Source organism: Pseudomonas sp. M2, assembly GCF_015751845.1.
GTDB lineage: Bacteria > Pseudomonadota > Gammaproteobacteria > Pseudomonadales > Pseudomonadaceae > Aquipseudomonas > Aquipseudomonas putida_E.
The window spans coordinates 5,254,906-5,281,486 of sequence record NZ_JADOUD010000001.1; the positions used below are offsets into that span (position 1 = coordinate 5,254,906).

The window sequence follows — 26,581 nt, forward strand, 5'->3', positions numbered from 1 at the left end:
GGCCGCAGGTCTCTATACCTGCGGCCTGAATCAATGCGTTGACTTGAATGGAAAACGGGTCAGATGCCTGCGAGGCACAGGTATTTGATCTCGAGATAGTCCTCAAGCCCGTACTTGGAGCCCTCCCGTCCCACGCCTGATGCCTTGACGCCACCGAATGGCGCGGCCTCGGAACTGATGATGCCGGTGTTCACGCCAACGATGCCGTACTCCAAGGCCTCGCCAAGCCTGAATACGCGGCCAAGGTTGGCGGTGTAGAAGTAAGCCGCGAGACCAAACTCAGTATCGTTGGCCCTGGCAATGACCTCGGCGTCATCATGGAAGCGGAACACCGGCGCCAGCGGGCCGAAAGTCTCCTCCTTTGCCACCCGTGCACTGGAAGGCACATCCACCAGAATGGTCGGTTCGAAGAAGTTTCCTCCCTTCGGATGCACGCCTCCACCTTTGACGACCTTGGCGCCTTTGGCCAGGGCATCTTCGATGTGCTCATGAACCTTGGCGACCGCCTTGCCATCGATCAACGGCCCAAGGGTCACTCCGTCGGCAAAACCATCGCCGACCTTCAACGCTCCGACCGCTGCAGCCAGCTTGTCGACGAAAGCGTCATACACCTTGTCGTGCACGTACAGGCGGTTGGCACAGACGCAGGTCTGCCCAGCGTTACGGAATTTCGATGCCAGCGCGCCCTCCACCGCCGCGTCGAGATCAGCATCATCGAACACGATGAAGGGTGCATTACCCCCTAATTCCAAGGAGATTTTCTTGATGTCCTGGGCACACTTTTCCATGATTTCCCGGCCGATCTCGGTCGAACCTGTGAACGAAATCTTGCGCACTATCGGGTTGCTGGTGAGTTCCTCGGCGATTTCAGCGGCTGCCCCCGGCACCACGGACAGCACACCCGGAGGTATTCCGGCCTGCTCGGCCAGATAGACCAAGGCCAGGGCCGAGAACGGTGTCTGCGAAGCGGGTTTGATGACCATGGTGCAACCAGCTGCCAGCGCCGGCCCCGCTTTGCGGGTGATCATCGCGCTAGGGAAATTCCACGGTGTGATGGCAGCGCATACACCGACCGGTTGCTTGAGAACCAACAGTCGCTTATCGGCGGCCCCTGGAATCACATCGCCGTAAACCCGCTTGGCTTCCTCCGCGTACCACTCGATGTACGACGCGCCGAAGGTAATTTCGCCTAGCGCTTCACCCAGCGGTTTGCCCTGCTCCAGGGTCATGATCTGGGCAAGATCGTGCTGGTTCGCGATGATCAGGTCGTACCATCGCCGTAACGCGTTGGCGCGATCCTTGGCGGAGCGCTCACGCCAGGCGGGGAGCGCACGTTCGGCGGATTCGATGGCGCGCCGTGTCTCGGCCTTGCCCATACGCGGGACCTGACCGATGAGTGCACCGGTCGACGGGTTGAGCACGTCGATAGAGGCCTGATTATCAGCAGCCAGCCACTCCCCATCGATATAGGCAAGTTGACGCAACAGTTGGGGATTATTCAAATTCACTGCAGAAACTCCTTATACGGCGCCATGGCGTCCGCTCTGCACTGGCCTGCGCGGTCGCGACAAGCCAGTACAACCGATGTAATCAAATGCAGGGGACTCTATCAGCGCAGTGCTTTTTGCACTGGCGTGTCCGCTACGCTGACAGCCTTGAATTTGAATCCGCGGTAGTCGTCGTTCTTCACGGCGGCCAGTTGCTCACCGAAGGCCCCCAACCCGCCCATGTAGAAGTAGACCTTGTTGCTTTTGCCTGGAATGTTGGCGCCGAAGATCCAGGAGTCGGTCTTGGCGAACAACGTCTGATCGGCAATCGCTTGGCAGGTCGCCCCCCATTCTTGTTCGCTTTGCGCAGTGGGCTCGACACAGGCCAACTCGTTCTCTTCCATGAAGCCGATCAGATCCGATACCCACTCGACTTCGGTCTCGATGGTGGGCGGCAAGTTCGTGAAAGGACCGTTAGGCCCCAGAATCATGAACATGTTGGGGAAATTGGCGGTCGCTACAGAGAGGTAGCTCGAGGGCCCATCAGCCCAATGATCCTTCATGGAGACATCGCCACGCCCGCGGATATCGATGCGCTTGTAGTTGCCATCCACGGCATCGAAGCCTGTGGCGAAGACCAAGACATCCAGTTCGTGCTCGACACCATCCGCAGTGCGAATGCCCTTGGCCGTAATCTCTTCGATGGGGTTGGCCTTGACGTCTACCAGCGAGACGTTAGGTCGGTTGAAGGTGGCGTAATAACCACTGTCGCAGAGCGGACGCTTGGCGTAGAGGTCGCGGGGCATTAGTTTGCGCGCCGTTTCCGGATCTTTGACGATTTCGGCGATCTTCTCGCGAACAAAATCCTGTGCGGCGATATTGGCTTCTTCATTCACGGCGATGTCGTTGAACGTCTGGAACATGTAGCGGAAACCACCGCCAAAGTCCCAAGCGCGCTGGAAGATCGCTTTGCGCTCAGCAGCATCGACACTCATGGTAGGGATATCGCTTTCTGCGAACCCGAATGCGAGCCGAGAACTGCGAACTTCCTTCCAGATTTCGTCGTAATTACGCTTGATATCTTCAACGTATTCCCGGCTGACCGGCCCATTTCCGACCGGTACAGTGTATTGCGCGGAGCGCTGGAACACCGTCAGGTGGCCAACCGCAGGGGCGATCGCTGTGATCACTTGGCACCCGGTAGAGCCGGTGCCAATCACGCCCACACGCTTGCCCTCCAGTGCAGCATCCTCTGGCCAGTTGGCGGTGTGGTACATGTGTCCCTTGAACTGATCCAGGCCTTTGATCTTCGGAACATTGGTGGCCGACAGCAGGCCCAGCGCGGTGACCAGGTATTTGGCACTGTAATGATGGCCGTCGTCAGCAGTGACCAACCACCGATTGCTGTCCTCATCGAACACCGCCTGGGTGATACCTGTTTCCAGCTGGATATCGCGGCGCAGGTCGTGGCGATCCACTACATGATTGAGATAGGACAAAATTTGCGGTTGGGTCAAATAGCGAGAGCTGAAGTCCCACTCCTGGCACAGCTCGCGATCCCAGGAAAAGCAATAAACGAACGACTCACTGTCGGACAGCGCACCGGGATAGCGATTCCAGAACCAAGTGCCACCGATACCGCCAGCCTTGTCGAAAGCGCGCACTTTCAAACCCAATTCATCGCGCAGTTTCTTGAGCATATAGATACCGCCGAAACCTGCGCCAATCACGATCGCGTCGTAGTGAATAACGTCGGTGCCAACGGAACGTTTAGCCAGAACTGTACTTGTCATTATGTTCTCCTGTTTCGATCAGAGCGCCTGCAGAGATCACGGCACGAAGGCCCGAACCTGCAGGCAATAAGTCCCCGCCTCCCTGAGCCATCGCTCAAGAAAGTTCATCCTTACTGTGTGATTGGCGACCCAAGGCGGGTCGCAGGATCGGCTAGAGCGAGAAGCCGCCGTCCACGGCGATGGCCTGGCCGGTGACGTGTGGCGCGCATGCCAGATAAACCGCTAGCTGGCCCATGTCCTCCACGGTTTGTGCTTCCCCTTGAGGCAGCAAGCTGGACTGATGGCGCTCCCAGGACTGGATTTCGGTTTCGCCAGGTTGGGCCCAGCGGGCCGACAGCCCTTCATCACCGCGCCACATCCCGGTGCCCACCACACCAGGGCAAAGCGCATTGACCGTAATGCCCTCGCGCGCGACTTCCTTGGCGAATGCATTGCTGAAGCCGATCACGGCGAACTTCGAGGCGCTGTAATGGGAAAGATCGGGAAAACCCACTTTGCCGGCGATCGAGGCCAGATTGATGATGCGGCCGAAATTGTGCTCGCGCATCAGCTTGAGTTCGGCTTGACAGCACAGGAAGACGCCACGGGCGTTGATATTCATGACGCGGTCCCATTCGCCGACGGCCAACTCCTCGACTCGGCCAAGGCTGACCACGCCAGCATTGTTGACGGCCACATCAAGGCGGCCAAATGCCGACCTGACCTGTTCGATCATGCCGGCCACGCTTTCGGGCTGGCTGACATCCACCTGCAGGGCAACTGCACGACGACCCAAAGCACGAACATTGGCTGCGGCTTCTTCGGCAATACCGATATCGTAATCGGCCAGCACCAGGTCAGCGCCGGCGTGGGCAAGGCTCATTGCGATACCTTGACCAATCCCACGTCCAGCACCCGTCACCAATGCGACCTTGCCAGCCAGGGAAAACTCGACAGCTTTGAATTGGCTCATTTGACGCCTCTCATGTTCATTATTGTTGTTGAGACAGAGCCGTCTCATGCGGCTCGCTGAAACAGTAAGAGCAAGCCCGGTGCCAATATTGATAAAACGGCCCCAAAAGCCCGTGCCAGACAGCTCAAGTTTCGAACATGGCGTGTCACGGACGCGTTCGATTCAACACATAACGTCTCTCGGGTCCCGACTCCCCCTGCGAACACTGAGATGTTATGTCTCATATCGCCCGGTCAGCCGATTCAGCTTGAAGGGCACTGCCGTCCGGCCTTTAATGGACTTCTCAAAAAAATAAGATCCAATCTACGGAGGTTCCATGTCCTCTGGCTTGTCAAAGGTTCACGTCGAGCATGTGAATCGCGTATTGCGCACTGCCGAACACGCACCGACGCTGCCGGTGCCCAATGTCATCCTTGATTCCTGGCGCCGCTCGGCGCAGCACTACAAGCTCGACCCGGGTGGACTGCACGGCCCCAGGGTCCTTGAAGCCCATCAACTGAATGAGCATCGCGAACGGGTTGAAGATTTTTTGCAGCTTGCCGCGAATGAAATCTCGCGGCTTCACAGCCGAGTGCGGGACGCCGACTATTGCGTGATGCTGACCGACACGCTGGGTTGTACGGTTGACTACCGAATCGAGTCGAACCTGCGCAGTGAATACCGCCGCGCTGGCATGGATGTCGGCACCTGTTGGTCTGAAGATGAAGAAGGCACCACGGCGGTATGCGCCGTGTTGATCGATAAACTTCCTGTCACGGTGCACAAACAAGATCATTTCAGAGCAGCATTCATCGGCAACACCTGTTCCGCAGCCCCGATCTTTTCACCCAACGGTGAGCTACTGGCAGTGCTGGATGTCTCGTCTGTGCGCGCGCCCGATGATCGACGCAGCCAACATCTGATTCGGCAAATGGTTATCCAGAGCGCCAGCGACCTGGAAAATGCTTACTTCATGTACAGCACCCAAGACTTGTGGGTACTGCGTGCGCACCCGCTGCCCGGTTACGTTGACAGCCAGCCATTGTGCCTCTTCGCCTGGGATCGCGATGGCCGGATCGCAGCACTCAACCCTGCCGCACGACGCCTGTTGATTCAGCGTTGTGGGAAGGTCCCTGCACATATCGATGAGGCCTTTGCGTCCGTGCAACTGCCCGCCGCAAGTGATGACAACATCCATTTCCTGCCTTCGATGGGGCTACATGTGCGGCTCAAGGCCCCCCGCCGCCCGGTCGCGGTGTCGGTGGCAAGCGATCTGTCGCCGGCACTCGACCCCAAGGTGGCGCAAGCACTCGAACTGGCAGTGCGAGTCAAGGACCGGGGGCTTCCGGTCTTGCTTCATGGCGAAACCGGAGCCGGCAAAGAACACTTTGCCATGCAGTTGCATAGAGCCAGTAAACGTCGCGACAAGGCCTTCGTCGCCATCAACTGCGCTGCCATCCCTGAGAACCTGATCGAAAGCGAACTGTTTGGATATGCGGCGGGGGCGTTCACCGGAGCCTCAAGCAAGGGTATGCGCGGGCTGTTGGTGCAGGCTGATGGCGGTACGTTGTTTCTGGATGAAATCGGAGATATGCCGCTCACCCTGCAGACTAGGCTGCTTAGGGTCTTGAGCGAGGGCGAAGTGGCGCCACTGGGCGGCGCACGGCCGCAGGCGATTGATATTGAAATCATCTGCGCCAGCCACCGCGATATCGCTACGCTGGTGGAAACGGGCGACTTTCGTGAAGACCTGTTCTTCCGCTTGAGTGGCGCGCGTTTTGATATACCGCCGCTGCGCGAGCGCAAAGACAAGCTGGCGCTGATCACCAAGTTGCTGGATGAAGAATGCGAACGTTCTGGAGAGCGCCTGGAACTGAGCGAAGCGGCACTTGAGTTGCTGCTGAATTACAGCTGGCCAGGCAACATGCGGCAGTTGCACCACGTGCTGCGATACGCCTGCGCCGTGTGCAAAAGCCACGTCATCTGTGTTGAGGATCTTCCCAGCTCGCTGAGTGTCGCGGCCCCCGCCAAAGGTGCGCAGACCGCCTCTGGAAGCCCTGAACGCCAAGCCCTGATCGACACGTTGGTGCGCAACCGCTGGAAGCCGCTGCTGGCAGCACAGGAACTTGGGATTTCTCGCGCAACACTGTATCGCAAGGTGAATATGCACGGCATCAAAATGCCGGGCAAGGGCTCCTACGACTAACACCCACCAGGCGTCACTCACTGACGCCTGGTGGGCTTTCTGACTTAGAGGGCCTGCTGTAGCGCAGGTACCGCTTCGAACAGGTCAGCGACCAGGCCGTAGTCAGCCACCTGGAAGATCGGCGCCTCTTCATCCTTGTTGATCGCAACGATCACTTTGGAGTCTTTCATGCCGGCCAGGTGCTGGATCGCGCCGGAGATACCGACGGCGATGTACAGCTGTGGCGCAACGATCTTGCCAGTCTGGCCGACCTGCATGTCGTTGGGCACAAAGCCTGCGTCGACAGCGGCGCGCGAGGCACCGACGGCGGCGCCGAGCTTGTCGGCCAGGCTGTACAGGTGCTTGAAGTTGTCACCGTTGCCCATGCCGCGGCCGCCGGAAACGACGATCTTGGCAGCGGTCAGCTCTGGGCGGTCGGACTTGGCCAGCTCTTCGCCAACGAAAGCCGAAATGCCGGCGTTGTGCGCAGCGCCTACCGCTTCAACGGCAGCGGAGCCGCCTTCGGCCGCCACGGCATCAAAGCCGGTGGTACGCACGGTGATGACCTTGACCGCAGCGCTCGATTGCACGGTGGCAATGGCGTTACCAGCGTAGATCGGGCGCTTGAAGGTGTCGGCGGATTCGACCGAAATGATCTCGGAGATCTGGTCGACGTCCAGCAGCGCGGCAACGCGCGGCAGGATGTTCTTGCCGTGGGTGGTGGCCGGGGCCAGCACGTGGCTGTAACCCTTGGCCCCGCCTTGTTCAACAAGAGCAACGATCAGCGGCGCGACGTTTTCCGGCAGGACGTGGGCGTAGGCAGCGTTATCAACCACCAGTACCTTGGCAACGCCAGCGATCTTGGCAGCGGATTCGGCAACGCCACCGACGTTCTGGCCAGCGACCAGAACGTGCACATCACCACCGATCTTGGCGGCTGCGGCAACAGTGTTCAGGGTGGACGGCGCTACGGCACCGTTCTCAGGACCTTGTAGGAGGTCAGCGACAACCAGGATAGTCATTTAGATTACCTTCGCTTCGTTCTTCAGCTTCTCGACCAGTTCAGCCACCGATTTGACCTTGATGCCAGCGCTGCGGGCAGCCGGGGCTTCAACCTTCACGGTCTTGTTGGTGGAGGCGAGGGAAACGCCCAGATCGTCAGGCTTGACGGTCTCCAGCGGCTTCTTCTTGGCCTTCATGATGTTCGGCAGCGACGCGTAGCGTGGCTCGTTCAGGCGCAAGTCGGTGGTAACGATGGCTGGCAGGTTCAGTGCAACGGTCTGCAGGCCACCGTCGATTTCACGGGTGACATTCAGCTTGTCGCCAGCCACTTCAACCTTGGAGGCGAAGGTGCCCTGGGCGAATCCGGTGAGCGCGGCCAGCATCTGGCCGGTCTGGTTGTTGTCACTGTCGATGGCCTGCTTGCCGAGGATGACCAGCTGCGGCTGCTCCTTGTCGACAACGGCCTTCAGCGCCTTGGCCACGGCAAGGGAGTTCAGTTCGTCAGCGGCTTCGACCAGGATGGCACGGTCGGCACCCAGGGCCAGGGCGGTACGCAGTTGCTCCTGGGCAGTGGTCGGGCCGACGGAAACGACGACGATCTCGGTCGCAACGCCTTTTTCCTTCAGGCGTACGGCTTCTTCCACGGCGATTTCGCAGAAGGGGTTCATGGACATCTTGACGTTAGAAAGGTCGACGCCGGAGTTGTCCGCCTTGACGCGAACCTTGACGTTGTAGTCAACCACTCGTTTGATGGCTACAAGGACTTTCATGTATAGCTCCACAGCAAAATAGTGAATCCCTCACGACAGCAGCGTGAGGGGGCAGTGAGATCAGCGCTCACCCAGTTGCTCGATCACACCTAGCGCTTTTAGTTGTGCAAGGCGCTCGTCATCCAGCCCTAGCTGACGCTTGAGAACTTCGTCCGTATGCTCACCGAGCATCGGCGCAGGACGCAGGTATTCCACCGGCGTGGCTGACAACTTGATCGGGCTGCCAACCGTCACGAAATCTGGCTTCAGTGGATGAGGGATAGTGACCAGCATGTTGCGCGCCTTGACCTGAGGCTCGTCCAGGGCTTGGGCGATACTGTTGATCGCGCCGATCGGCACACCGCGGGGGTGCACACGGCTGATCCAATCCTCTGCACGCCCCTCGAGGAAATGCCGCGAGAGGATCCCGATGATCACCTCCCGATTCGCGACACGGTCAGCGTTGCGTGTGAAACGCGGATCTTCAGGTAGGTGCGGCAACCCAATTGCCTCACACAGCGCAACGAACTGCGAGTCGTTGCCGCAGGCAATGATGAAGTCCTGATCACTTGCACGGAACACCTGGTAGGGCACGATGTTGGCGTGAGCGTTGCCATAGCGCCCAGGAGGTTTCCCCGAGGCAAGGTAGTTCTGACTCTGGTTACATAAGGTCGCTACCTGCACGTCCAGCAGCGCCATGTCGATGTGCTGCCCCACGCCGGTCTTTTCCCTGCTGAGCAGCGCAGCCTGAATGGCCACCGTCGAATACAGCCCGGTCATCAGGTCGGAAAAGGCTACTCCGACCTTTTGCGGCCCACCGCCGGGCAGGTCATCGCGCTCCCCGGTGATGCTCATCAGGCCACCAATGCCCTGTACGATAAAGTCGTAGCCAGGTTCTGCGGCACGTGGCCCCGTCTGGCCGAAGCCTGTGACGGAGCAGTAGACCAACCGGGGGTTCAATTGCGACAGCGAGGCGTAGTCCAGGCCATATTTGGCCAGAGAACCGGCTTTGTAATTCTCGATCAGCACATCGCAGTCGATCGCCAGGGCGCGTACCAATGCCTGCCCTTCGGGGCTGGCCAGGTTCAGCGCAACCGATAACTTCCCGCGGTTGGTCGATTGATAATAAGAGGCCTCCGAGGTCAGTTGGTCATGCTGACCTTTCATCCAGGGTGGCCCCCAACCACGGGTATCGTCACCTGCCCCCGGTCGTTCCACCTTGATCACTTCTGCCCCAAGGTCGGCCAGCGTTTGCCCACACCACGGGCCGGCAAGTACACGGCTCAAGTCGAGCACGCGGTATCCAGTCAAAGCACCCATGTCATTTCACCTTTGCAGAAGCGGCTTTACACGCGTTCGATAACCATTGCCAGCCCTTGGCCGACCCCGATACACAGGCTCACCACGGCGTAACGCTTGCCACTGTGCTGCAGTGCCCGCGCCGTGCTCAGCGCCAGGCGCGCACCGGAAGCGCCCAAGGGATGCCCCACCGCAATCGCGCCACCGTTGGGGTTGACCCGCGGATCATCGAAGGTGAGCCCCAAACCTTTCAGGCAACCCAGCACCTGGCTGGCAAATGCTTCATTGATTTCGATGATATCCATGTCCGCCAGTGTCAGGCCGGCACGCGCCAAGGCTTTGTTGATTGCCTCAACCGGACCAACACCCATGATGCGCGGCGCCACGCCCGCAGCCGCGCTAGAGAGGATGCGTGCCATGGGCACCAAACCGTGACGTTCTCCTGCAGCCGACGTGCCGATCAGTAGAGCGGCGGCACCATCGTTGACACCTGAGGCATTGCCAGCGGTGACTACACCCCCTTCCTGCAAAGGCCGCAGGCGACTCAAGGCCGCAATGTCAGATTGTGGTCGCGGGTGTTCATCATGATCCACTAGGTTTGGGGGCGTCTTGCGGCCAGTCGGCACGCTGACACTCAATAACTCGTCGTCGAAGAAACCGCTAGCGCGCGCAGCTTCGTAGTTGGCCTGCGAGCGGGCCGCGAAGAGGTCAGCGTGCTCCCGCCCAATACCGTACTCCTGAGCTACGTTGTCGCCAGTCTGCGGCATGCTGTCATTGCCAAACTCCGAAACGATCTTCGGATTCGGAAAGCGCGCGCCGATCGTACTGTCATACACCGAAAAGTCTCGGCTATAAGCCGCCTCTGCTTTTGCCATGACGAATGGCGCACGCGACATGCTTTCCACCCCGCCGGCCACGAACAGTTCACCTTCCTGGCAGGTGACCGCACGGGCGGCATCGATGACCGCTGCCAAACCACTGGCGCACAACCGATTGACCGTCTGGCCCGGAACCGTTACCGGTAATCCGGCAAGCAGCGCTGCGTGCCGCGCGATATTGCGGCTGTCCTCACCCGCCTGGTTGGTGTTGCCGAGGATCACGTCCTCGATGGCGTCACCAGGGATGGCGTGCCGTGCCAGCAATTCCCGGATCACATGGGCAGCGAGATCGTCTGGTCGCACCGCAGCCAGTGCACCACCGTGGCGGCCGAAGGGCGTACGCAACCCCGCAAAGATATAAGCATCGAGCATGGCAGTATCCTAAACGTAGAAGATCAGATCAGTGTTGGTTCTGGATGGCACAACGACAGCCCCATGGTTGCACGACGGCGCAACCATGGGCCGGCGCGATAGCGCGGGTCGCCGGTCAATTGCGTCATGCGGTCCAGGATGGTGAGCAAGCACCGGGTACCAATGCTGTCACCCCAGGCCAACGGCCCCTGCGGGTAACCCAGCCCGCGTCGCACGCCTTCATCCAGGTCTTCAACGCTGGCGATGCCCTGCTGAACGATATCGCCCGCCAGGTTGACGATCATTGCCAGCACCCGCTGGGCGACGAAGCCGACGCTGTCATTGATCACACTGACACCTACGCCATCACGCGCCAGCAGCGCATGTGCCGCATTGCGCATATCCACACGAGTGGCAGGCGTCAGCATCAGCGTGCGATACCGCGCCTGATCGAGCAGCGGATCGATGCACACCGTTCGCGACGGATCGACGCCGAAGCGCTGTGCAGCGCAACTGGCATCAATACCGTAGGGCGCCAGCAGGCACAGTGCCGCGTCTGAGGGCTCGGCGCCCTCCTCTAACTGTGCGCCCAGTTGCCTGAGCAGTGCGCTGAGCCTGCTGCGGTCAGTTTCGTTCTCGGACCCCAGCCACACCGCAGGCATTGCCTCTACTGCGGGGACAGCTTGCGCCTGGGGCGCATCGATCATCTGGCCGTTTGCATAACGGTAGAATCCACGGCCGACCTTGCGCCCGACATGACCGGCGTCGAGCATTTGCCGGGTCAGCGCGGCAGGACGGTAACGGGGCTCTTGGTAGAACTGGTTATAGATCGACTCGATCACTGGGTGGGACACGTCAAGCGCCGTCAGATCGAACAACTCCAGTGGCCCCATGCGAAAGCCGAGACCTTCACGCAGAATTCGGTCGATTTCGGCCGGCGGCGCAACGCCTTCCTTGAGAATTTGCAAGGCTTCGGTGCTGTATGCACGCCCCGCATGGTTGATGATGAAGCCTGGGGTGTCTTTGGCGCGGATGCCCCGATGGCCCATGCGCGCGGCCAGCGCCTGCAGACGGTCCCCGACGCTCGGATCACTGGCCAAACCATCGATGACCTCGACCACTTTCATCAGCGGCACCGGGTTGAAGAAGTGGAAGCCCGCGACCCGCTCGGGATGCCTGCATTCCCGTGCGATGCTGGTCACCGACAGCGATGACGTATTGGTTGCCAGAATGCAGTCATCCTTTACAACGGCCTCCAGCTGTGCCAGCAACTCTTGCTTGGCATCGAGTCGCTCAATGATCGCTTCGATTACCAGTTCGACGTCACTGAGCTCGGGCAAGGCTGTTGCTACCTTCAAACGCTCAAGCGTCGCCTGGGCATCGCTGGTAGTCAGCTTGCCTTTCGTTACCAGCCTGTCCATCGTTTGGCTCAAGGTGTCGCGAGCAGCCTGGGCCGCGCCTTCGCGGTTGTCGAACAGTACAACCTCGATGCCGGCCTGGGCGGCAATCTGGGCGATGCCAGTGCCCATGATCCCCGCCCCCACCACTGCCATTCGCCTGATCTCGTGTGTCATGCGTCACTCTCCCGAAAAGCTGGCTTTGCGTTTTTCAAGAAAGGCGCAGGCGCCCTCTTTCTGATCCCTGGAGTCGAACAGCAATTGAAATGCCTTCCTCTCCAAGGCCAAAGCACTGTCTAGGGGTAAATCCGCACCTAGCAGCATCACCTCCTTGATCTGGGCGACAGCCAAGGGCGGCAGCTCGGCGATTTGCGCGGCGAGTTCAAGTGCACGGGGCAGCGTGCGATCGTCGCTCACGACTTCGCTGACCATGCCCATGGCGAGCGCCTCGGGCGCTGGCACCAGGCAACCGGTCAGCGCGATGCGCATTGCCTGGAATTTTCCGACAGCACGGATCAAGCGTTGAGTACCACCAGCGCCCGGCATCAGCCCCAGCTTGACCTCTGGTTGACCGAAGCGTGCTGATTGACCCGCGACGATGATGTCGCAGTGCATCGCCAGTTCACAGCCACCACCCAGGGCAAACCCGTTGACGGCCGCAATGACTGGCTTGGGGCAGCGAGCGATGGCGTCCCAAAGGTATTCGGTGTGGCGAAGGTACATCTGCACGGGACTGGTTTGGGCGAACTCGCGGATATCGGCGCCAGCCACAAAGCACTGCTCATCGCCAGTCAGGACAATGGAGCGAACGCGGTTATCGGCGGCCAATGCCCGAAAAATCTCTGCCAACTGCTCACGCACCGCACTATTGAGCGCGTTCTTGACTTCGGGCCGATCGATACGGACGACTGCAACGGCATTTTCCTGAATGTTCAGGCGTACAACAGCTTCTGGTGGGGAGTTCATAGCGACCTCTTGTTTTAGTTTCGCCAGGCGGAACTGGATACCGTATTTGCTATCAATCATAGGGACGAGCGCAAAAGGCTGTAAACAAGAAATCCACTTAAACTTATAAAAGCCTTTATTTACATATAGTTATGCGTCATCTATGAAAAACTTGGTATTTAAAGGCACACACTCTATAATTTCGTCAGGCGAAACCGGATTTTATTTTCTTGCATTTTTCTGAAATGAGGTTCTACCATGGCTCGCAACAAGGCAGGTCAGCCGACCATAGAAAGCACAACGGGAGCAGACGAAATCGGGTTACTCAGGATGGGCATGGTCGACCCCGCAAGCTCCATGGGCGAAGACGACAGCAGCGGTCAGTTCGTGACGGCACTGGCGCGTGGTCTGGAGTTGATGCGCTGTTTCACACCGCGCGACAACGTGCTGGGCAATCAGGACCTGGCGCGCATGACCGGCCTGCCCAAACCGACTGTGACGAGGCTCACCAATACGCTGATGCGACTGGGCTGCCTCAAGCGAGAAGTGCATTCAGGCAAGTATCAACTGGATGTCGGTGTACTGGGCTTTGGCTACGCCATGCTGTCGAACCTGTCGATTCGTGCAGTGGCTCATCCATTGATGGAGGCATTGGCCAACCATGCCCAGGCAGCAGTCGCCATGGCTTCCCGCGATCGCCTGCAGATGGTCTATCTGGATGTGGTACAGGGCCAAGGCAACACGACGATGCGCCGCCAGATCGGCAGCTACTTGCCACTGGCACAGAGTTCGGTAGGCCGTGCCTGCCTGGCGGCAATGCCGGAAACCGAACGGGAGTTTCTGCTCGATCACATACGCCAGCGTGAGTCGGACCAGTGGCCGTCGATTCGCAAAGGCCTGGACCGGGCATTCAGGGATTACACCGACTATGGCTTCTGCCTCTCGATCGGTGAATGGCATCGCGACGTCAACTCGGTAGCGGTGCCGTTGCTACACCCGCAGTACGGGTTGCTGACGTTCAACTGCGGTGGGCCGAGCTTTCAGCTGCCCCGTGAACGACTGATGGACGATATCGGGCCTCGCCTGATCAACATGGTTAACAACATCGGTGCCGCTGCTCGCTGACACAACGGAGTAACGGCGCCCTGATAAAGACCCGCTCGCCTGCGAGCGTTAGGAGCGCACATGATCCGTGATAACGAAACCCTGGACATCCTCTTGGATTCGCTTCGTCAGTTCGTCAACGAAGTCCTCATCCCCCGTGAAAATGAGGTTGCTGATACCGACACGATTCCACAGGACATCGTCGAGCAGATGCAAGCCATGGGGTTGTTCGGCCTGACACTGCCGGAAGAATTTGGCGGATTGGGTGTCACGATGGAGGAAGAGGTCAACATCGCCTTCGAGCTGGGGCGCACATCCCCAGCCTTTCGCTCCTACATTGGTACCAACAACGGGATCGGCTCGATCGGCATCCTGCTTGACGGTACTGCAGAACAGAAGCAGCGTTACCTGCCCCCACTGGCCAGTGGTGAACTGCTCAGCTCCTTCTGCCTGACCGAGCCTGACGCGGGTTCGGATGCCGCATCACTCAAGACCACCGCTGTGCGTGATGGCGACAGCTATGTGCTCCATGGCACCAAGCGGTTCATCACCAATGCCCCTCACGCCGGAATCTACACCGTGATGGCGCGGACCAGCTCCGATATCAAAGGTGCAGGTGGGATCAGCGCATTCATCGTCGAGCGTGGTACGCCGGGTGTTTCCTTGGGTAAGCCTGATCACAAAATGGGTCATAAAGGCGCCCACACCTGCGACGTGATCTTCGAAAACGCACGAGTACCCGCGAGCCAACTGATCGGGGGAGTCGAGGGCGTGGGCTTCAAGACCGCCATGAAAGTGCTCGACAAAGGACGCCTGCATATCGCTGCGTTGAGCATCGGTGCTGCTGAAAGGATGCTCGATGATGCCTTGCGCTATGCCTTGGAGCGTAAACAGTTCGGTAAACCTATCGCCGAATTTCAGTTGATCCAGGCGATGCTTGCCGACAGCAAGGCAGAAATCTATGCCAGCCGCTGCATGGTGGTCGATGCGGCTCGTAAACGCGACAATGGCCAGAACGTCAGTACCGAAGCCTCCTGCGCCAAAATGTTCTCGACAGAAATGTGCGGCCGCGTTGCAGACCGCTGCGTACAGATACATGGCGGTGCCGGCTATGTCAGTGAGTACGCGATCGAACGTTTCTACCGGGATGTCAGGCTGTTCCGTATCTATGAAGGCACCACTCAGATCCAACAGATCGTGATTGCTCGGAACATGATTCGCGACGCTCAAGGCTAACGTCGAGGCAGCAAGGCGTGATTCGACCCTAAGAGGCAATAAAGGCGATCGTACGCTAGCCCGGCCCTCAAGCGTTTGCCCAGGCTGTCCCTGTTGGGGGCAGCAACGCGCGGAATGCTCAGTGCCCCGACACTTGCTGCTCCGCATGGTAGGACGAACGCACCAGCGGGCCGGAGGCGACGTTCTTGAAACCCATCCTGGTGCCCTCCTCGGCGAACCAGGCAAAGGTATCCGGGTGCACGAAACGCTGCACCGGCAGATGGCTGCGCGAGGGTTGCAGGTATTGGCCTAGCGTCAGCATATCGATGTCATGCTCGCGCATGCGCTGCATCACTTCGATCACTTCGTCGTCAGTCTCGCCCAAGCCGAGCATCAAACCTGACTTGGTTGGAACGTTCGGCACACCCTGCTTGAATTGCTGCAACAGATCCAGCGACCATTCGAAGTCGGAACCCGGCCGTGCAGCTTTGTAAAGACGCGGGACCGTTTCAAGGTTGTGGTTGAACACATCGGGCGGCGCCGTGGCTGTGACCGCCAACGCGACTTCCATCCGGCCGCGGTAGTCAGGGACCAGGGTCTCGAGCTTTATGCCCGGGGACAATGCACGGATTTCGCGAAGGCAGGCGGCGAAGTGCCCTGCTCCACCGTCACGCAGGTCATCGCGATCCACCGAGGTGATCACTACGTATTTCAACTGCAAGTCGGCGATGGCGATGGCCAGGTTCTTCGGCTCCTCATTGTCCAGCGGCTTTGGCCGACCATGGCCGACATCACAGAACGGACAGCGCCGGGTGCAGATGTCACCCATAATCATGAACGTTGCGGTGCCCCCGGAAAAACACTCGCCAAGGTTCGGGCAGGCCGCCTCCTCGCAGACACTATGCAGCCTGTGCTGGCGCAGCAGGCGCTTGATGCGCGCGACGGCGGGTGAGGCTGCTACCGGCACGCGGATCCAGTCCGGCTTACGTGGTATCTCCTCGGTGGGTATGATCTTGACCGGGATTCGCGCGACTTTATCAGCACCGCGCAACTTGACCCCCATTTCCATCTTGCCAGTCTGTACTCGATTCATGCTGTCACCTGCCAACAACGAAGGGCGGGCATGCATACCCGCCTTGATCCCCGACCTCGACCAGTTGGGCGAGCGCCCGGGGGCTAACCAGCACTCAGGCCGAATAGACCGGGAAACGTGCACACAACTGGGCCACCTGGGTAGCCACATGCGCTTCGACATCGGCATCACCGAGGTGGTCGAGAATGTCGCAGATCCAGCCCGCAAGCTCGCGACAACTTTCTTCTTGCAGGCCACGGGTGGTGACCGCAGGCGTGCCGATGCGCAGGCCCGATGTTACAAATGGCGACTGAGGATCGTTAGGGACCGCATTCTTGTTGACGGTAATGTGCGCCCTGCCGAGCGCAGCGTCTGCGTCCTTGCCGGTAATGCCCTGGCGGATCAAGCTGACCAGAAACAGGTGGTTGTCCGTGCCGCCGGAGACAACGTCGTAACCGCGGTTCATGAACACCTGCGCCATGGCCTGGGCATTGCGTATCACCTGCTTCTGATACTGCACGAATGACGGCTCCAGCGCTTCTTTGAAGCACACGGCCTTGGCAGCGATCACATGCATCAACGGGCCGCCCTGCCCGCCAGGGAATACGGCGGCGTTCAGCTTCTTCTCCAGTTCTGGGTTACTGCGAGCCAGGATAAGCCCCCCTCGCGGGCCCCGTAGCGTCTTGTGGGTGGTGGTGGTTACCACATCGGCGTAAGGCAGCGGGTTCGGGTAAACGCCGGCGGCAACCAGGCCAGCGACGTGCGCCATGTCGACGAACAACCAGGCACCTGCCTTGTCGGCGATAGCGCGCAAACGTGGAAAATCGAGGGTCCTGGAGTACGCAGAAAAGCCCGCCACGAGCATTTTCGGCTTGTGCTCAAGGGCCAGTCGCTCGACCTCGTCGTAATCGATCAGGCCGTTTTCGTCGATGCCATACTGCACCGCGTTATACAACTTGCCCGAGGAGCTGACTTTCGCACCATGAGTGAGGTGCCCACCGTGCGCCAGGCTCATGCCCAGCAGCGTGTCACCCGCCTCCAACAGTGCCAGATAAACGGCGGCGTTGGCCTGCGAGCCTGAATGTGGCTGCACGTTCGCGTAATCTGCGCCAAAGAGCGTCTTGGCGCGGTAAATGGCCAGTTGCTCCACCACGTCCACATGTTCACACCCTCCGTAATAGCGCTTGCCGGGATAGCCTTCGGCATACTTGTTGGTCAGCTCACTACCTTGGGCCTGCATGACCTGTGGGCTGGTGTAGTTTTCCGACGCAATGAGCTCAATGTGATCCTCTTGGCGCTGGGCCTCGCGGCGCATGCTCTCGAACAGGACTGGATCGAAGTCGGACAGGGTCAGGCTTTTGTGAAACATGGTTTATTCCTTCTCGTTCGGGTGACGTTGTCATGACTGCGAAGTGGTCGGATACAAGACGATCGTAATCGCCTTGTTCCCTGTGCGCAGACTTAGCAACTGCGATGCCAATACGTAAAAGACTATGTATATCAATAGGTTAAGGTAGGTTTCTGCGGGCTCTCATGGCGCAGCGGAGCGTAATCGCTCCAAGGGACTGAATCGCTATAGAGGGGTTGTGTAGCGCTGCGTCTAACACCGGTAGGGTTTGCGCGAAATTTCAATCACCGACTGCCTGTAAGGAAAAACTTACACCGTAACGAAACAGCTCCAAAGCGGCCTAGACCTTCGCGATACCGTACTTTCGCAGTCGTAGGCCGATTGCCGTGTGGGACGTGTTCAAGCGGGCGGCCAGTTGGCGCGTGGAGGGATATTGCGGATAGAGGCGCGTCAACAGGGCCTTTTCAAAGTCCTGTACGGCATCATCCAGGCTACGGACTTCACCAGCTTGCGCGTTGATTTCGGCGTGGGGCGTTCCAGCAAGTTCGAGATCGGCGCAGCCGATCAGGTTCGCTTCACAGATCGCCGCTGCTCGGAAGATGACACTTTGCAACTGGCGTACATTACCGGACCAATTGTTCTGCAATAATTTAGGATACGTCGAGGGTGCCAGCCGGCACTCAGTCCGCCTGATTTGTTTACAGGCCTGCTTGAGAAAGTGCTTGGCCAGCAGCAGAATGTCGTGCCCACGCTCACGCAGAGGCGGTACCTGCACATTGAGCACATTGAGGCGGTAATACAGGTCTTCCCGAAACGTTCCCTCGCTTACCTTCTGCTCGAGGTCGCGATGGGTTGCGCAAAGTACGCGCACGTTGACCCGTAATTCGCGCTCTCCGCCCACCCGACGAAAGCTTCCGTCGCTTAGAAAGCGCAATAGCTTGGCTTGCAAGTACGGTGACATCTCGCCAATTTCATCCAGAAACACGGTCCCGCGATCAGCCTGTTCCAGCAGGCCCGGTTTGCCGCCGCGCTGGGCACCGGTGAAAGCCCCTGCGGCATAACCAAACAGCTCGCTTTCCGCCAGGCTCTCGGTCAGTGCGGCGCAATTGAGCGCCAGAAAAGGCGCCGCGCTACGCGGACTCAGCGCGTGGCATGCGCGGGCCACCAGTTCTTTGCCTGTACCCGTTTCACCCTGGATGAACAGCGGCGCGTTCAGGCTGGCTACCTTGCGAAGCCGGGCCTTGAGAAAAGCAAGCTCTGGCGACTGGCCGATAAGCGTGTCCAGCCCCCCAATCGCCGATTGCCGCAGTTCCCCCGCTGTTTCTTGGCTGCAGTGTGGGTAGAGCGTTATCAATCCACCTGCGGGTTTTGCTGCTGCATCAGTGCCATCAGCAATCGGAATTGCATCAAGCAGCATCTTCTGGCCTTGAACGCTAACCTCGCACACCGGCAGGCGAAAACCGTCTGCTATAAGATCTTCCCCAGGATTGGCGTGCTGCAGGAACTGCGATACCGGCTCGCCAGTAGGGTCTCTTCCAAGCATGTCCATCAGGCGTGGGTTGGCCACCATGACATGACCGCTGGGGTCAACCGCCAGTACCGGATCACTGACCGTTGCAAGCAATGTCGCCAGTTGCAGCCGGCGATGCTGGCCAGGCAAGAGATCTATCCACCGGACGCTTTGTACACCTTTGATTTGCAGAAGTGCAGCTTGCAAGTCTTGCAGCAGCAGATCGCTTAACGCAGGTGCATCGATATAGACGTTCGGTGGGATCATTTCTACCGCTTCAAGATTGAGCTTTCGTACTACCAGCAGTGCCAGCACTTCCTGTGTGATGCCTACGCGATCGGTGAAGGTGACGTGAATCCGCATGCCAGTCCTTATTCATGTCCAAGACCAGAAGGTTGCGACAGTGCGCTGTGGATAGGCGCTGCCCTTTTGCATGTCCCAGGTATGGCAGTGGAGCCTTGTAATCAGGGTGACATGCACGCAGGCAATCTAACAAAGCGGTCATGCCGTCGAGTCTTGCCCTTTACGCAAGGGCTTAACCATATTCATAAGACCCTCTGATGCCAGCGATGAAAATGCTCGATTCAAGTGCATTTGGCATTCGTGCCATGGCTGTGTGCATCAGTAGTCAGCATAAATCGCTGCTCATTGCAGGTTGCCCACTGCCTTCTAAACGCATCTCGACGCTCAGCCAACAACGCGCTACCCGTCTATTCAGCTCATCTACACCCCCTCGTTGCCCAAATAACATGAAGCGCCCAAATAGTTAATTTTCGCGCACTGAAATCTTAGGGAGGCTGCACACAGGTTCATTGAGACAGGAGGAGTCTCAGGCATGTGCACTTGTCTACACGAGCGACGCCCGTTACTTGCGCTTATGATGATCGGCCTTGGTCTTGCACAGGGTGCCAACGCAGAGGGGTTCCCGGCGCTGGGAAGAGTTGCATCGGGATTCGGGTACTACAACGTCGACAAAGGTTACGACGATAAACTCAAACTGTACGGGACCGTGGACGCTTTTGCCTCATACCATGATTCGCAGCACCATGAAGGCCTGCGTGTCGAGGGTGGTGGCGCGTGGACCAACAAACTGGGCCTCTACATGCGCAAAGCACTTGCTGAAGACACGGTGCTGGAACTCGATGTCGAAGAGGGTTTCAACCTCAATGGGGAGGCCTTGGAGCAACACTGGAAGCAAATCGGCACGCTTCGCCTTGCGGTAGCAGCGCTACGTTCGAAGCGGTACGGCAAGCTAGAGTTCGGTAAAACCTACAACATGAGCACCCCCAGCTACGCCGACCCGTTCCTGGCCGTGTACGGTTCGCCATACACATTCCTGACCCTGCCACCGTCAGGCAAAGGCGCCTACTACCTGGATATGCGTCCCAAGCACACCCTGGCGTATACCACGCCCACGGTGGCCGGTTTCAGCGTGGGTACGGCAGTAACCTTTGGCTTCGATGACACTGCAAGTGCTGGCAAAACCGTACGCGGTAAAGGCGTGAAGGTTCAGTACGCCAACGCCCGCATGATGCTGCTGGGTTCGTTCAACGACTACCTCAGTGATCCCTGGAATGACAATGGTCACGAGCGCCAGACACACAACTACTTCAAAAGCGCTTCTGCGTTCTACGACTTCGGCCCGTTCTCTTCCAGCCTGACGTGGCAACGACAAGATGTGGATCAACATGACACGCCGAGCATGACGGCCTGGACGCTGGGCTTCATGGCACCGGTTGGCAAAACCGATGTGGCGCGCCTGATGGTTGTACAGCGTGACGTGGAGACTGACGGCAAGAACGCCACCGGCGTGATGATTGGCTACGATCATTTTCTCAAACCCAATTGGGCGATTTATGGCCGTGTAGCCATGATTGCCAACAAGATGAAATCGTCATCGAGTTACGCCGGAATTCCAGTCGAGGAATCCGGTGATGATCCCCGCAACCTGGCTGTCGGCATGTATTACCACTTCTGAACAAGCATGCTGTAGGGCTCGATACCGGCGTCCGGCTAAGGCATTGCAATTTTTGTTCTATGAAAAACATGCCCGGTTCAATACCGCCTTCCACTTTCCATACACGATGAAGGCTCAAAACAACAAGATAGGTCCCCAAGCCATGACTGAAATATCGCGATGCGTTACCCCTGACAGGTCGACCCCTTCGATCGTGCTCAAGTCAGTTATCGCCGCTGCCCTGATCAGCCTTACCCTGCTCAGCAGCGTAAAGGCCAGTGAGGCACTTGCGCCAAAGGCGAAAGTTGTAGTGAACAGCACAACATCCTGGGAAGGTGTCAAATATGCACCCTACCCATCCGGCCAGCCTAAATTGTCCTTACTCAAAATTACAATACCGCCCCACACGGCGCTGCCGTGGCATCACCACCCTGTTGCCAACATTGCCTACGTGATATCAGGTCAACTGACCATTGAAGATAGACTTAGCAAGAAGTCGCTCGTTGTCAAAGCTGGCGAGGCCTTTCCGGAGTCGGTTGGCGCAAGCCACCGCGGCGTAACCGGTGATGAGGAGGCCGTTGTCATAGTGGCTTACGCAGGGGTTGAAGGTACGCCACTGTCAGTGCCAGACAAAAACGAAAAGCCAGAATTCGAACACATTGAGTGACCGCTGCGCTCACGAGGTAAGCGGTGGTTTCCTCGATGGGCATGAGAGGGTATGCAGTCGTTGTCGCCTCACCCCTTCCATGCCTGTTTAGATTTTCAGTGGGATAATCCCACCGCTTCAACTAACTCGATGATGGCCACCATCGTTCGGCGAATAAGCGCATCATTTCGGCGGTCCGGGTGAATGGCCATCCATATATTAAGTGAGAGCAGTGTCTCATGGGCGTCCAAGCGCACCAGGCGCTCATCTCTATCCGCTAAAAAACATGGCAGCCCCGCCACACCGATGCCCGAACAGGCGGCTTCGTACTGGTTGCTCAGGTCAGATACCTCACAGCTTACCCGCCGCTCGCCAATCACCTGGTACAACCAACGCTTATGATCGAAATCTTTCTGACGCTCTGTATACCCCACAAACTCCCAGCGTGCGGGCTCTGACTGATGGGGGTACGTGCGTGCTGCATACAGTGCGAAATCAACACGACCTACTTTCTTGATGATGTCCGTGTCCGTTGAGCCGGTAGCGAGCCGAACAGCCAGGTCGGCCTCCATCCGAGCCAATGAAGCAAAATGGGACTCGCTCAAGATGGACAACTTGGCCTGCTCAAGTTTTTGTGACAGCGACAGCAGATGCGGGGCCAGAAAGTGGCGAGCGAGTATGGGTGGAGCAGAGATGGATACGGTCGTACGCTCTTGCTCCCCCAAGCCAGCCGTGATGCGCTTCACGCTGTAGGCGTACTTTTCTATCTCCATGGCTTGCTTGAGGACTTGTTGTCCCGCAGCCGTCAATTGGGCTTCCCGTGGCAGGCGGTTGACCAAGCGCACCGCCAGACTGGCTTCCAGGGCTATCAAACGTCGGCTCACCGTTGCCTGATCTACCTGAAGGGCGCGTGCGGCGCCCGACAGTGTGCCGGACTGACCTATGGCCAAAAAAAAGCGCAAATCTTCCCAGTTCATAATCTATGCAATCCTGCATGGCAAGTCCGCAGATTCTAGTATTTACGCATGGCATGGCAAGCTTTAATCTCGATCCCATCTCCATCCCCTTCTGGTCTGCCATGTACAAAGCAACAAAACTCTCCGCCATCCAAATGGCTGCGTGCCTGGGCTTCTTCGTCGTGCAACTGGATGTGAGCGTGGTCAATGTGGGTTTGGGCGCCTTGAAGGCAGCATTTGACACCAACCTCACTGGTTTGCAGTGGGTGATCAACAGCTACGCACTGACCTTCTCGGCCTTGCTGATTTTTGGCGGCAGTTGCGGCGACAAGCTGGGCGCCAAACCGGTGTTCGTCGGCGGGTTCATCGTTTTCACCTTGAGCTCCCTGGGTTGCGGTCTCGCCGGCAGTATGGTTCAGCTGATCAGCTTTCGTTGCGTACAGGGGTTAGGTGCGGCATTGATGATTCCCACATCACTCACCCTTCTACGACTCAACTTTACCAACCCCGAACAGCGCAAAGCGGCAGTGGCGTTATGGGGAGCCAGCGGAGGTATTGCCCTAGCGGCCGGGCCGGTGCTGGGCGGACTGATGATCGAGCATCTGGGCTGGCGCAGCGTGTTCTTGATCAACATCCCATTGGGCCTGTTGGCCATCGCATTGACGTTGCGCTACACGCCGGCTTCACCCAAGGTAGAAAAACGCATAGACGTGTATGGTCAAGTGACCATCGCGCTGGCATTGGCGCTGCTGACCTACGGCCTGACCGAGGCAAGTGAACGAGGCTGGTCGCTGATACCACTGTCGGTGCTCGCCCTTTTTTGCCTGGTGCTGTTGGCATTTGTGCTGATCGAACAGCGAGTGGCTGCCCCCATGATTCCCGTTCGCCTTGCACGCAACAACATGCTTATAGCGATGATGCTCACGGGGTCGGTTATCAACTTCACGTTTTACGGGGTCGTCTTCGTCCTGAGCATTTATTTCCAGACGATATTGGGCTATGACGCTGTCCGAACAGGCCTTGCGTTCATCCCTCTCACGGCCGTCATGACCCTCTCCTCGCTGGCTTCGGCCCGGCTTGGGCGCCACTTCAGCGCGTTGCGGATCATGACCCTAGGGACCTGCTTGCAGGTATGCGGCTTCCTGATACTGTCGCGGATCAGCCCTGACAGCGCTAGCTGGATGCTGGATTCAGCGCTGATAATCGTCGGGATTGGCAGCGCAGCCACTGTACCCTCGATGAACAACACCATGCTTGCGGCTGTAACCCAGCAAGACGCAGGGATCGCCTCAGGCCTGATGTCATCTGCAAGACAAGTGGGAGGGGTGTTGGGTGTGGCCATCTTCGGCCTTTTGATTGCTCATGCCGAGCGTCCCGCCTTCACACAAGGTATGTCGACATCAATGCTCTTGTGCGTGGCTGCGCTGGGACTGTGCCTGGTGACAAATCTATGGCTAGGGCGCAAAGTGCGCAGCTCGGTGCTAGCACACTGAGATGTTGCAAAATTGCCCCCGATATCGCTTCTGCGACGGCTCATCCAAGTTTGCCGCTCTCCCCCATTTCAAGCAGCGTATCGATCAGGCAGCGCACCTTGGGCCGCAGGTGCGCGGTTTTTGGCCACAATGCGTAGACCGTCACCGGAGCGGGTTCGAAGGTTTCCAGCACACTCACCAGCCTACCGGCCTCCAGATGCTCCTGCACAACGCACAACGGCATCTGGCATAAACCCAGGCCCGCGAGGGCAACGTCGATCATTGCCGCACCATCGCCAATCTGGTGTGTAGCAGGTGGCACGATACGCGCAGCCTGACCATCTCTCATTACCCGCCAGCCCAAGGGCTGCCCTCGACGGTATGTAACGATGCAGGCGTGCTGGTCAATTTCTTCCAGTGAGTGCGGTGTGCCCCGCGCCTGCAAATAAGCGGGGGCTGCGCAGATGATCAGGCGTTGACGCGTCAATGGACGGGCGATCAAGCCTTGATGGTCGCCTGGGTCGCCAAAGCGGATAACCAGATCCACCCCTTCTTCCACGGGGTCGATGAGATGGTCATTGAATGTCAGTGTGAATGTAAGCCCCGGATAGCGCTGCCCAATCTCCAAGGTGATCGGCAAGATCATTTTGCGCCCCAGCGCCACCGGCATGTCCACACGCAGTTGCCCAGAAGGTTCATGTGCCTTGGAAGTCAGGCAATTTTCAACATCACGGATTTCGTCCAGCGCGCCGCTGCAGGCAGCCAGATAAGCCTCCCCATCAGCCGTTAACGACAACCTCCTGGTGGTGCGGTGAAACAGCATCACACCCAGCCGTTGCTCCAGGCGGGCAATCGCCTTGCCTACCGCTGATTTGGAAATATCCAAGCGGTCTGCCGCCTCTGTGAAACTCGCGCATTTGGCAGTGGTGACGAATGTATGAATGCCGGCAAAACTATCACTGGAAGACATAGGTAACGCTCATTGAGGACATTTTGGCTACAGTTTAAGGATTTAAAGCGTATTTATCGATCATTTGATCTACCTTAGCATTGCGCATCTTTCAGCCATAGCCTCTATTTGCCGTGCTCATGAACCTCCCATTCAAGAAAGTCCCCCTCGCCCTGGCCTTCGTTCTAACCGCCGCGGCGGGAACCGGTTACCAGTTGCTCAGCAAGGGCAACGACACCATGGCGCAAGCCAGCGAACAAACGCCGGACGCCGTGCATGCAGAGGTCGACATCGCCACGCCCATTGCCGAACAACTCAACGAATACCAGACTTACTCGGGGAAACTCGAAGCCGTTGAAACCGTCGATGTCCGCCCATTGGTGCCCGGTGCTATCACTGCCGTGCACTTCAAAGATGGCGCCCAAGTCAATCGGGGCGATCTGCTGTTCACGATTGATACGCGCCTGTACCAAGCCGCTGTCGATCAAGCCTTGGCAGAAGTCGCCGGCGCCAGCGCCCGTTACGCCTACGCTCACGCTGATGCCGAGCGCGCCAAGCGCCTGCTTGGCCAGAATGCGATTGCGCAACGCGATGCGGACGCCGCCTTGCGCTTGCAACAGACCAGTGCAGCCGAAGTCGAAGCCGCGAAAGCAAGGCTGCAAACTGCGCGTGTCAACCTGGACTATTGCTCAGTCAAAGCACCGGTCAGTGGCAAAGTGTCTCGCGCAGAACTCACGGTAGGTAACGTAGTCGCTAACGGAGCATCTGCACCGGTATTGACTCGCATCGTATCGATCTCGCCCATCTACGCTAGCTTCGAAGTGGATGAACAAACCTATCTGCGTTTTCTGGCCCAGCCCCATGATCAAGCCATCAAAGTAGAAATGGGCCTGGCCAACGAACCGGGCTTTTCCCGCCGAGGCGTGGTGGACTCGGTCGACAACCAGCTCAACAGCAGCTCAGGCACCATTCGAGTGAGAGCGCGCTTTGATAATCCACGTAGCCAGTTGGTGCCGGGCATGTACGCACATGTCAAAGTCAGCGCAGGCCAACGTCGACAAGCCCTGCTGATCAACGAAGACGCGGTGGGCACCGACCAGGATCGCAAATTTGTCATGGTCGTAGATCAGCAGGATCAAGTGCACTACCGCGAAGTGCGCCTGGGCGGTCTTTATGACGGCTTACGGATTGTCGAAAGCGGTCTCTCTGGGCAGGACCATATCATTGTCAATGGCCTGCAACGTGTGCAGGCGGATGACACCGTCAAGCCGCGTCAAGTCGCAATGTCCAGCACCGCCAAAGCAGTCTCGGCTCAGCGCTGAAGCACCTCAACCG

Annotated in this window: 21 protein-coding genes; 7 read left to right on the top strand and 14 right to left on the bottom strand. The window is 58.3% G+C overall.

The genetic code is table 11. The annotated features are described in order from the left end of the window. Positions 1-59: 59 nt before the first annotated feature. The 3 genes from gabD to IWW33_RS24355 all read right to left on the bottom strand — a co-directional run bounded on the left by gabD (position 60) and on the right by IWW33_RS24355 (position 4,232). Complete coding sequence (gene gabD / locus IWW33_RS24345) at positions 60-1,508, bottom strand: NADP-dependent succinate-semialdehyde dehydrogenase (protein ID WP_174141244.1); 1,449 nt, start codon at positions 1,506-1,508, stop codon at positions 60-62. 101 nt (positions 1,509-1,609) lie between these two features. Further along, positions 1,610-3,280: an NAD(P)/FAD-dependent oxidoreductase gene (locus IWW33_RS24350; RefSeq protein WP_174141245.1), complete on the bottom strand. Its 1,671-nt coding sequence runs from the start codon at positions 3,278-3,280 to the stop codon at positions 1,610-1,612. A gap of 151 nt (positions 3,281-3,431) precedes the next feature. Beyond that, positions 3,432-4,232, bottom strand: a complete 801-nt coding sequence (locus IWW33_RS24355; protein ID WP_014861960.1) for an SDR family NAD(P)-dependent oxidoreductase — start codon at positions 4,230-4,232, stop codon at positions 3,432-3,434. A gap of 316 nt (positions 4,233-4,548) precedes the next feature. Here IWW33_RS24355 and IWW33_RS24360 point away from each other — a divergent pair, with 316 nt between their 5' ends. After that, positions 4,549-6,417, top strand: coding sequence for a sigma-54-dependent Fis family transcriptional regulator (locus tag IWW33_RS24360; protein WP_174141246.1), 1,869 nt, complete (start codon positions 4,549-4,551; stop codon positions 6,415-6,417). Positions 6,418-6,461: 44 nt separating this feature from the next. Here IWW33_RS24360 and IWW33_RS24365 read toward each other — a convergent pair whose 3' ends face one another. Genes IWW33_RS24365 through IWW33_RS24390 form a run of 6 tightly spaced genes read right to left on the bottom strand, consistent with a single transcriptional unit; the run spans position 6,462 to position 13,038 of the window. Beyond that, the gene (locus IWW33_RS24365) at positions 6,462-7,418 is read right to left on the bottom strand and encodes an FAD-binding protein (RefSeq protein WP_174141247.1); all 957 of its coding nucleotides are present in this window, start codon (positions 7,416-7,418) and stop codon (positions 6,462-6,464) included. Further along, positions 7,419-8,168 carry an electron transfer flavoprotein subunit beta/FixA family protein gene (locus IWW33_RS24370; protein WP_174141248.1) on the bottom strand — a complete coding sequence of 250 codons (750 nt, stop codon included), beginning with the start codon at positions 8,166-8,168 and terminating at the stop codon, positions 7,419-7,421. Between the two features lie 60 nt (positions 8,169-8,228). Beyond that, entirely contained in the window at positions 8,229-9,467 is a 1,239-nt protein-coding gene (locus IWW33_RS24375) for a CaiB/BaiF CoA-transferase family protein (protein WP_174141249.1), read from the bottom strand. Between the two features lie 26 nt (positions 9,468-9,493). Continuing rightward, entirely contained in the window at positions 9,494-10,696 is a 1,203-nt protein-coding gene (locus tag IWW33_RS24380; protein ID WP_174141250.1) for a 3-oxoadipyl-CoA thiolase, read from the bottom strand. A gap of 23 nt (positions 10,697-10,719) precedes the next feature. Beyond that, positions 10,720-12,249, bottom strand: a complete 1,530-nt coding sequence (locus IWW33_RS24385) for a 3-hydroxyacyl-CoA dehydrogenase (RefSeq protein WP_174141251.1) — start codon at positions 12,247-12,249, stop codon at positions 10,720-10,722. 3 nt (positions 12,250-12,252) lie between these two features. Then, the gene (locus IWW33_RS24390) at positions 12,253-13,038 is read right to left on the bottom strand and encodes an enoyl-CoA hydratase (RefSeq protein WP_174141389.1); all 786 of its coding nucleotides are present in this window, start codon (positions 13,036-13,038) and stop codon (positions 12,253-12,255) included. 309 nt (positions 13,039-13,347) lie between these two features. Here IWW33_RS24390 and IWW33_RS24395 point away from each other — a divergent pair, with 309 nt between their 5' ends. Both IWW33_RS24395 and IWW33_RS24400 read left to right on the top strand, forming a co-directional pair. Next, entirely contained in the window at positions 13,348-14,142 is a 795-nt protein-coding gene (locus tag IWW33_RS24395; RefSeq protein ID WP_231386535.1) for an IclR family transcriptional regulator, read from the top strand. A gap of 60 nt (positions 14,143-14,202) precedes the next feature. After that, positions 14,203-15,357: an acyl-CoA dehydrogenase family protein gene (locus tag IWW33_RS24400; RefSeq protein ID WP_174141253.1), complete on the top strand. Its 1,155-nt coding sequence runs from the start codon at positions 14,203-14,205 to the stop codon at positions 15,355-15,357. Positions 15,358-15,475: 118 nt separating this feature from the next. On the opposite strand, the gene lipA is transcribed toward IWW33_RS24400, so the two are convergent. The 3 genes from lipA to IWW33_RS24415 all read right to left on the bottom strand — a co-directional run bounded on the left by lipA (position 15,476) and on the right by IWW33_RS24415 (position 19,629). Beyond that, positions 15,476-16,429 carry a lipoyl synthase gene (gene lipA / locus IWW33_RS24405; RefSeq protein WP_174141254.1) on the bottom strand — a complete coding sequence of 318 codons (954 nt, stop codon included), beginning with the start codon at positions 16,427-16,429 and terminating at the stop codon, positions 15,476-15,478. Positions 16,430-16,523: 94 nt separating this feature from the next. Next, positions 16,524-17,777, bottom strand: a complete 1,254-nt coding sequence (gene glyA / locus IWW33_RS24410) for a serine hydroxymethyltransferase (RefSeq protein ID WP_061203288.1) — start codon at positions 17,775-17,777, stop codon at positions 16,524-16,526. Between the two features lie 319 nt (positions 17,778-18,096). Continuing rightward, positions 18,097-19,629 (bottom strand): sigma-54-dependent transcriptional regulator, encoded by a 1,533-nt coding sequence (locus IWW33_RS24415; RefSeq protein ID WP_174141255.1) that lies wholly within the window; start codon positions 19,627-19,629, stop codon positions 18,097-18,099. A 514-nt stretch (positions 19,630-20,143) separates the two neighbouring features. Between IWW33_RS24415 and IWW33_RS24420 the strand changes: the two genes are divergently transcribed. Beyond that, positions 20,144-21,244, top strand: a complete 1,101-nt coding sequence (locus tag IWW33_RS24420) for a porin (protein WP_231386192.1) — start codon at positions 20,144-20,146, stop codon at positions 21,242-21,244. Then, a complete protein-coding gene (locus IWW33_RS24425) occupies positions 21,201-21,890 on the top strand; it encodes a cupin domain-containing protein (protein WP_231386193.1) in 690 nt (229 codons plus the stop codon). Before IWW33_RS24420 ends, IWW33_RS24425 begins: the two co-directional genes overlap by 44 nt. A gap of 95 nt (positions 21,891-21,985) precedes the next feature. On the opposite strand, the gene IWW33_RS24430 is transcribed toward IWW33_RS24425, so the two are convergent. After that, a complete protein-coding gene (locus IWW33_RS24430; protein WP_174141257.1) occupies positions 21,986-22,846 on the bottom strand; it encodes a LysR family transcriptional regulator in 861 nt (286 codons plus the stop codon). A 101-nt stretch (positions 22,847-22,947) separates the two neighbouring features. Between IWW33_RS24430 and IWW33_RS24435 the strand changes: the two genes are divergently transcribed. After that, on the top strand, positions 22,948-24,318 hold the full coding sequence (locus IWW33_RS24435) for an MFS transporter (protein WP_174141391.1): 1,371 nt from the start codon (positions 22,948-22,950) through the stop codon (positions 24,316-24,318). A 40-nt stretch (positions 24,319-24,358) separates the two neighbouring features. Here the strand turns inward: IWW33_RS24435 and IWW33_RS24440 are convergent, their stop codons facing one another. After that, complete coding sequence (locus tag IWW33_RS24440) at positions 24,359-25,267, bottom strand: LysR family transcriptional regulator (protein ID WP_174141258.1); 909 nt, start codon at positions 25,265-25,267, stop codon at positions 24,359-24,361. 119 nt (positions 25,268-25,386) lie between these two features. On the opposite strand from IWW33_RS24440, the gene IWW33_RS24445 reads away from it, so the two are divergent. Beyond that, positions 25,387-26,568 (top strand): efflux RND transporter periplasmic adaptor subunit, encoded by a 1,182-nt coding sequence (locus tag IWW33_RS24445; RefSeq protein ID WP_174141259.1) that lies wholly within the window; start codon positions 25,387-25,389, stop codon positions 26,566-26,568. Positions 26,569-26,581 lie beyond the last annotated feature (13 nt).

Bases quoted from the DNA above. Each gene is read 5' to 3' on its own strand.
- IWW33_RS24425 (WP_231386193.1), top strand. From the start codon at position 21,201: ATGATCCCCGCAACCTGGCTGTCGGCATGTATTACCACTTCTGAACAA.
- IWW33_RS24385 (WP_174141251.1), bottom strand. From the start codon at position 12,249: ATGACACACGAGATCAGGCGAATGGCAGTGGTGGGGGCGGGGATCATG.
- IWW33_RS24355 (WP_014861960.1), bottom strand. From the start codon at position 4,232: ATGAGCCAATTCAAAGCTGTCGAGTTTTCCCTGGCTGGCAAGGTCGCA.
- IWW33_RS24365 (WP_174141247.1), bottom strand. From the start codon at position 7,418: ATGACTATCCTGGTTGTCGCTGACCTCCTACAAGGTCCTGAGAACGGT.
- lipA (WP_174141254.1), bottom strand. From the start codon at position 16,429: ATGAATCGAGTACAGACTGGCAAGATGGAAATGGGGGTCAAGTTGCGC.
- IWW33_RS24435 (WP_174141391.1), top strand. From the start codon at position 22,948: ATGTACAAAGCAACAAAACTCTCCGCCATCCAAATGGCTGCGTGCCTG.
- IWW33_RS24395 (WP_231386535.1), top strand. From the start codon at position 13,348: ATGGGCATGGTCGACCCCGCAAGCTCCATGGGCGAAGACGACAGCAGC.
- IWW33_RS24360 (WP_174141246.1), top strand. From the start codon at position 4,549: ATGTCCTCTGGCTTGTCAAAGGTTCACGTCGAGCATGTGAATCGCGTA.
- glyA (WP_061203288.1), bottom strand. From the start codon at position 17,777: ATGTTTCACAAAAGCCTGACCCTGTCCGACTTCGATCCAGTCCTGTTC.
- IWW33_RS24390 (WP_174141389.1), bottom strand. From the start codon at position 13,038: ATGAACTCCCCACCAGAAGCTGTTGTACGCCTGAACATTCAGGAAAAT.
- IWW33_RS24420 (WP_231386192.1), top strand. From the start codon at position 20,144: ATGATGATCGGCCTTGGTCTTGCACAGGGTGCCAACGCAGAGGGGTTC.
- IWW33_RS24415 (WP_174141255.1), bottom strand. From the start codon at position 19,629: ATGCGGATTCACGTCACCTTCACCGATCGCGTAGGCATCACACAGGAA.
- IWW33_RS24430 (WP_174141257.1), bottom strand. From the start codon at position 22,846: ATGAACTGGGAAGATTTGCGCTTTTTTTTGGCCATAGGTCAGTCCGGC.
- IWW33_RS24380 (WP_174141250.1), bottom strand. From the start codon at position 10,696: ATGCTCGATGCTTATATCTTTGCGGGGTTGCGTACGCCCTTCGGCCGC.
- IWW33_RS24400 (WP_174141253.1), top strand. From the start codon at position 14,203: ATGATCCGTGATAACGAAACCCTGGACATCCTCTTGGATTCGCTTCGT.
- IWW33_RS24375 (WP_174141249.1), bottom strand. From the start codon at position 9,467: ATGGGTGCTTTGACTGGATACCGCGTGCTCGACTTGAGCCGTGTACTT.
- IWW33_RS24440 (WP_174141258.1), bottom strand. From the start codon at position 25,267: ATGTCTTCCAGTGATAGTTTTGCCGGCATTCATACATTCGTCACCACT.
- IWW33_RS24370 (WP_174141248.1), bottom strand. From the start codon at position 8,168: ATGAAAGTCCTTGTAGCCATCAAACGAGTGGTTGACTACAACGTCAAG.
- IWW33_RS24350 (WP_174141245.1), bottom strand. From the start codon at position 3,280: ATGACAAGTACAGTTCTGGCTAAACGTTCCGTTGGCACCGACGTTATT.
- IWW33_RS24445 (WP_174141259.1), top strand. From the start codon at position 25,387: ATGAACCTCCCATTCAAGAAAGTCCCCCTCGCCCTGGCCTTCGTTCTA.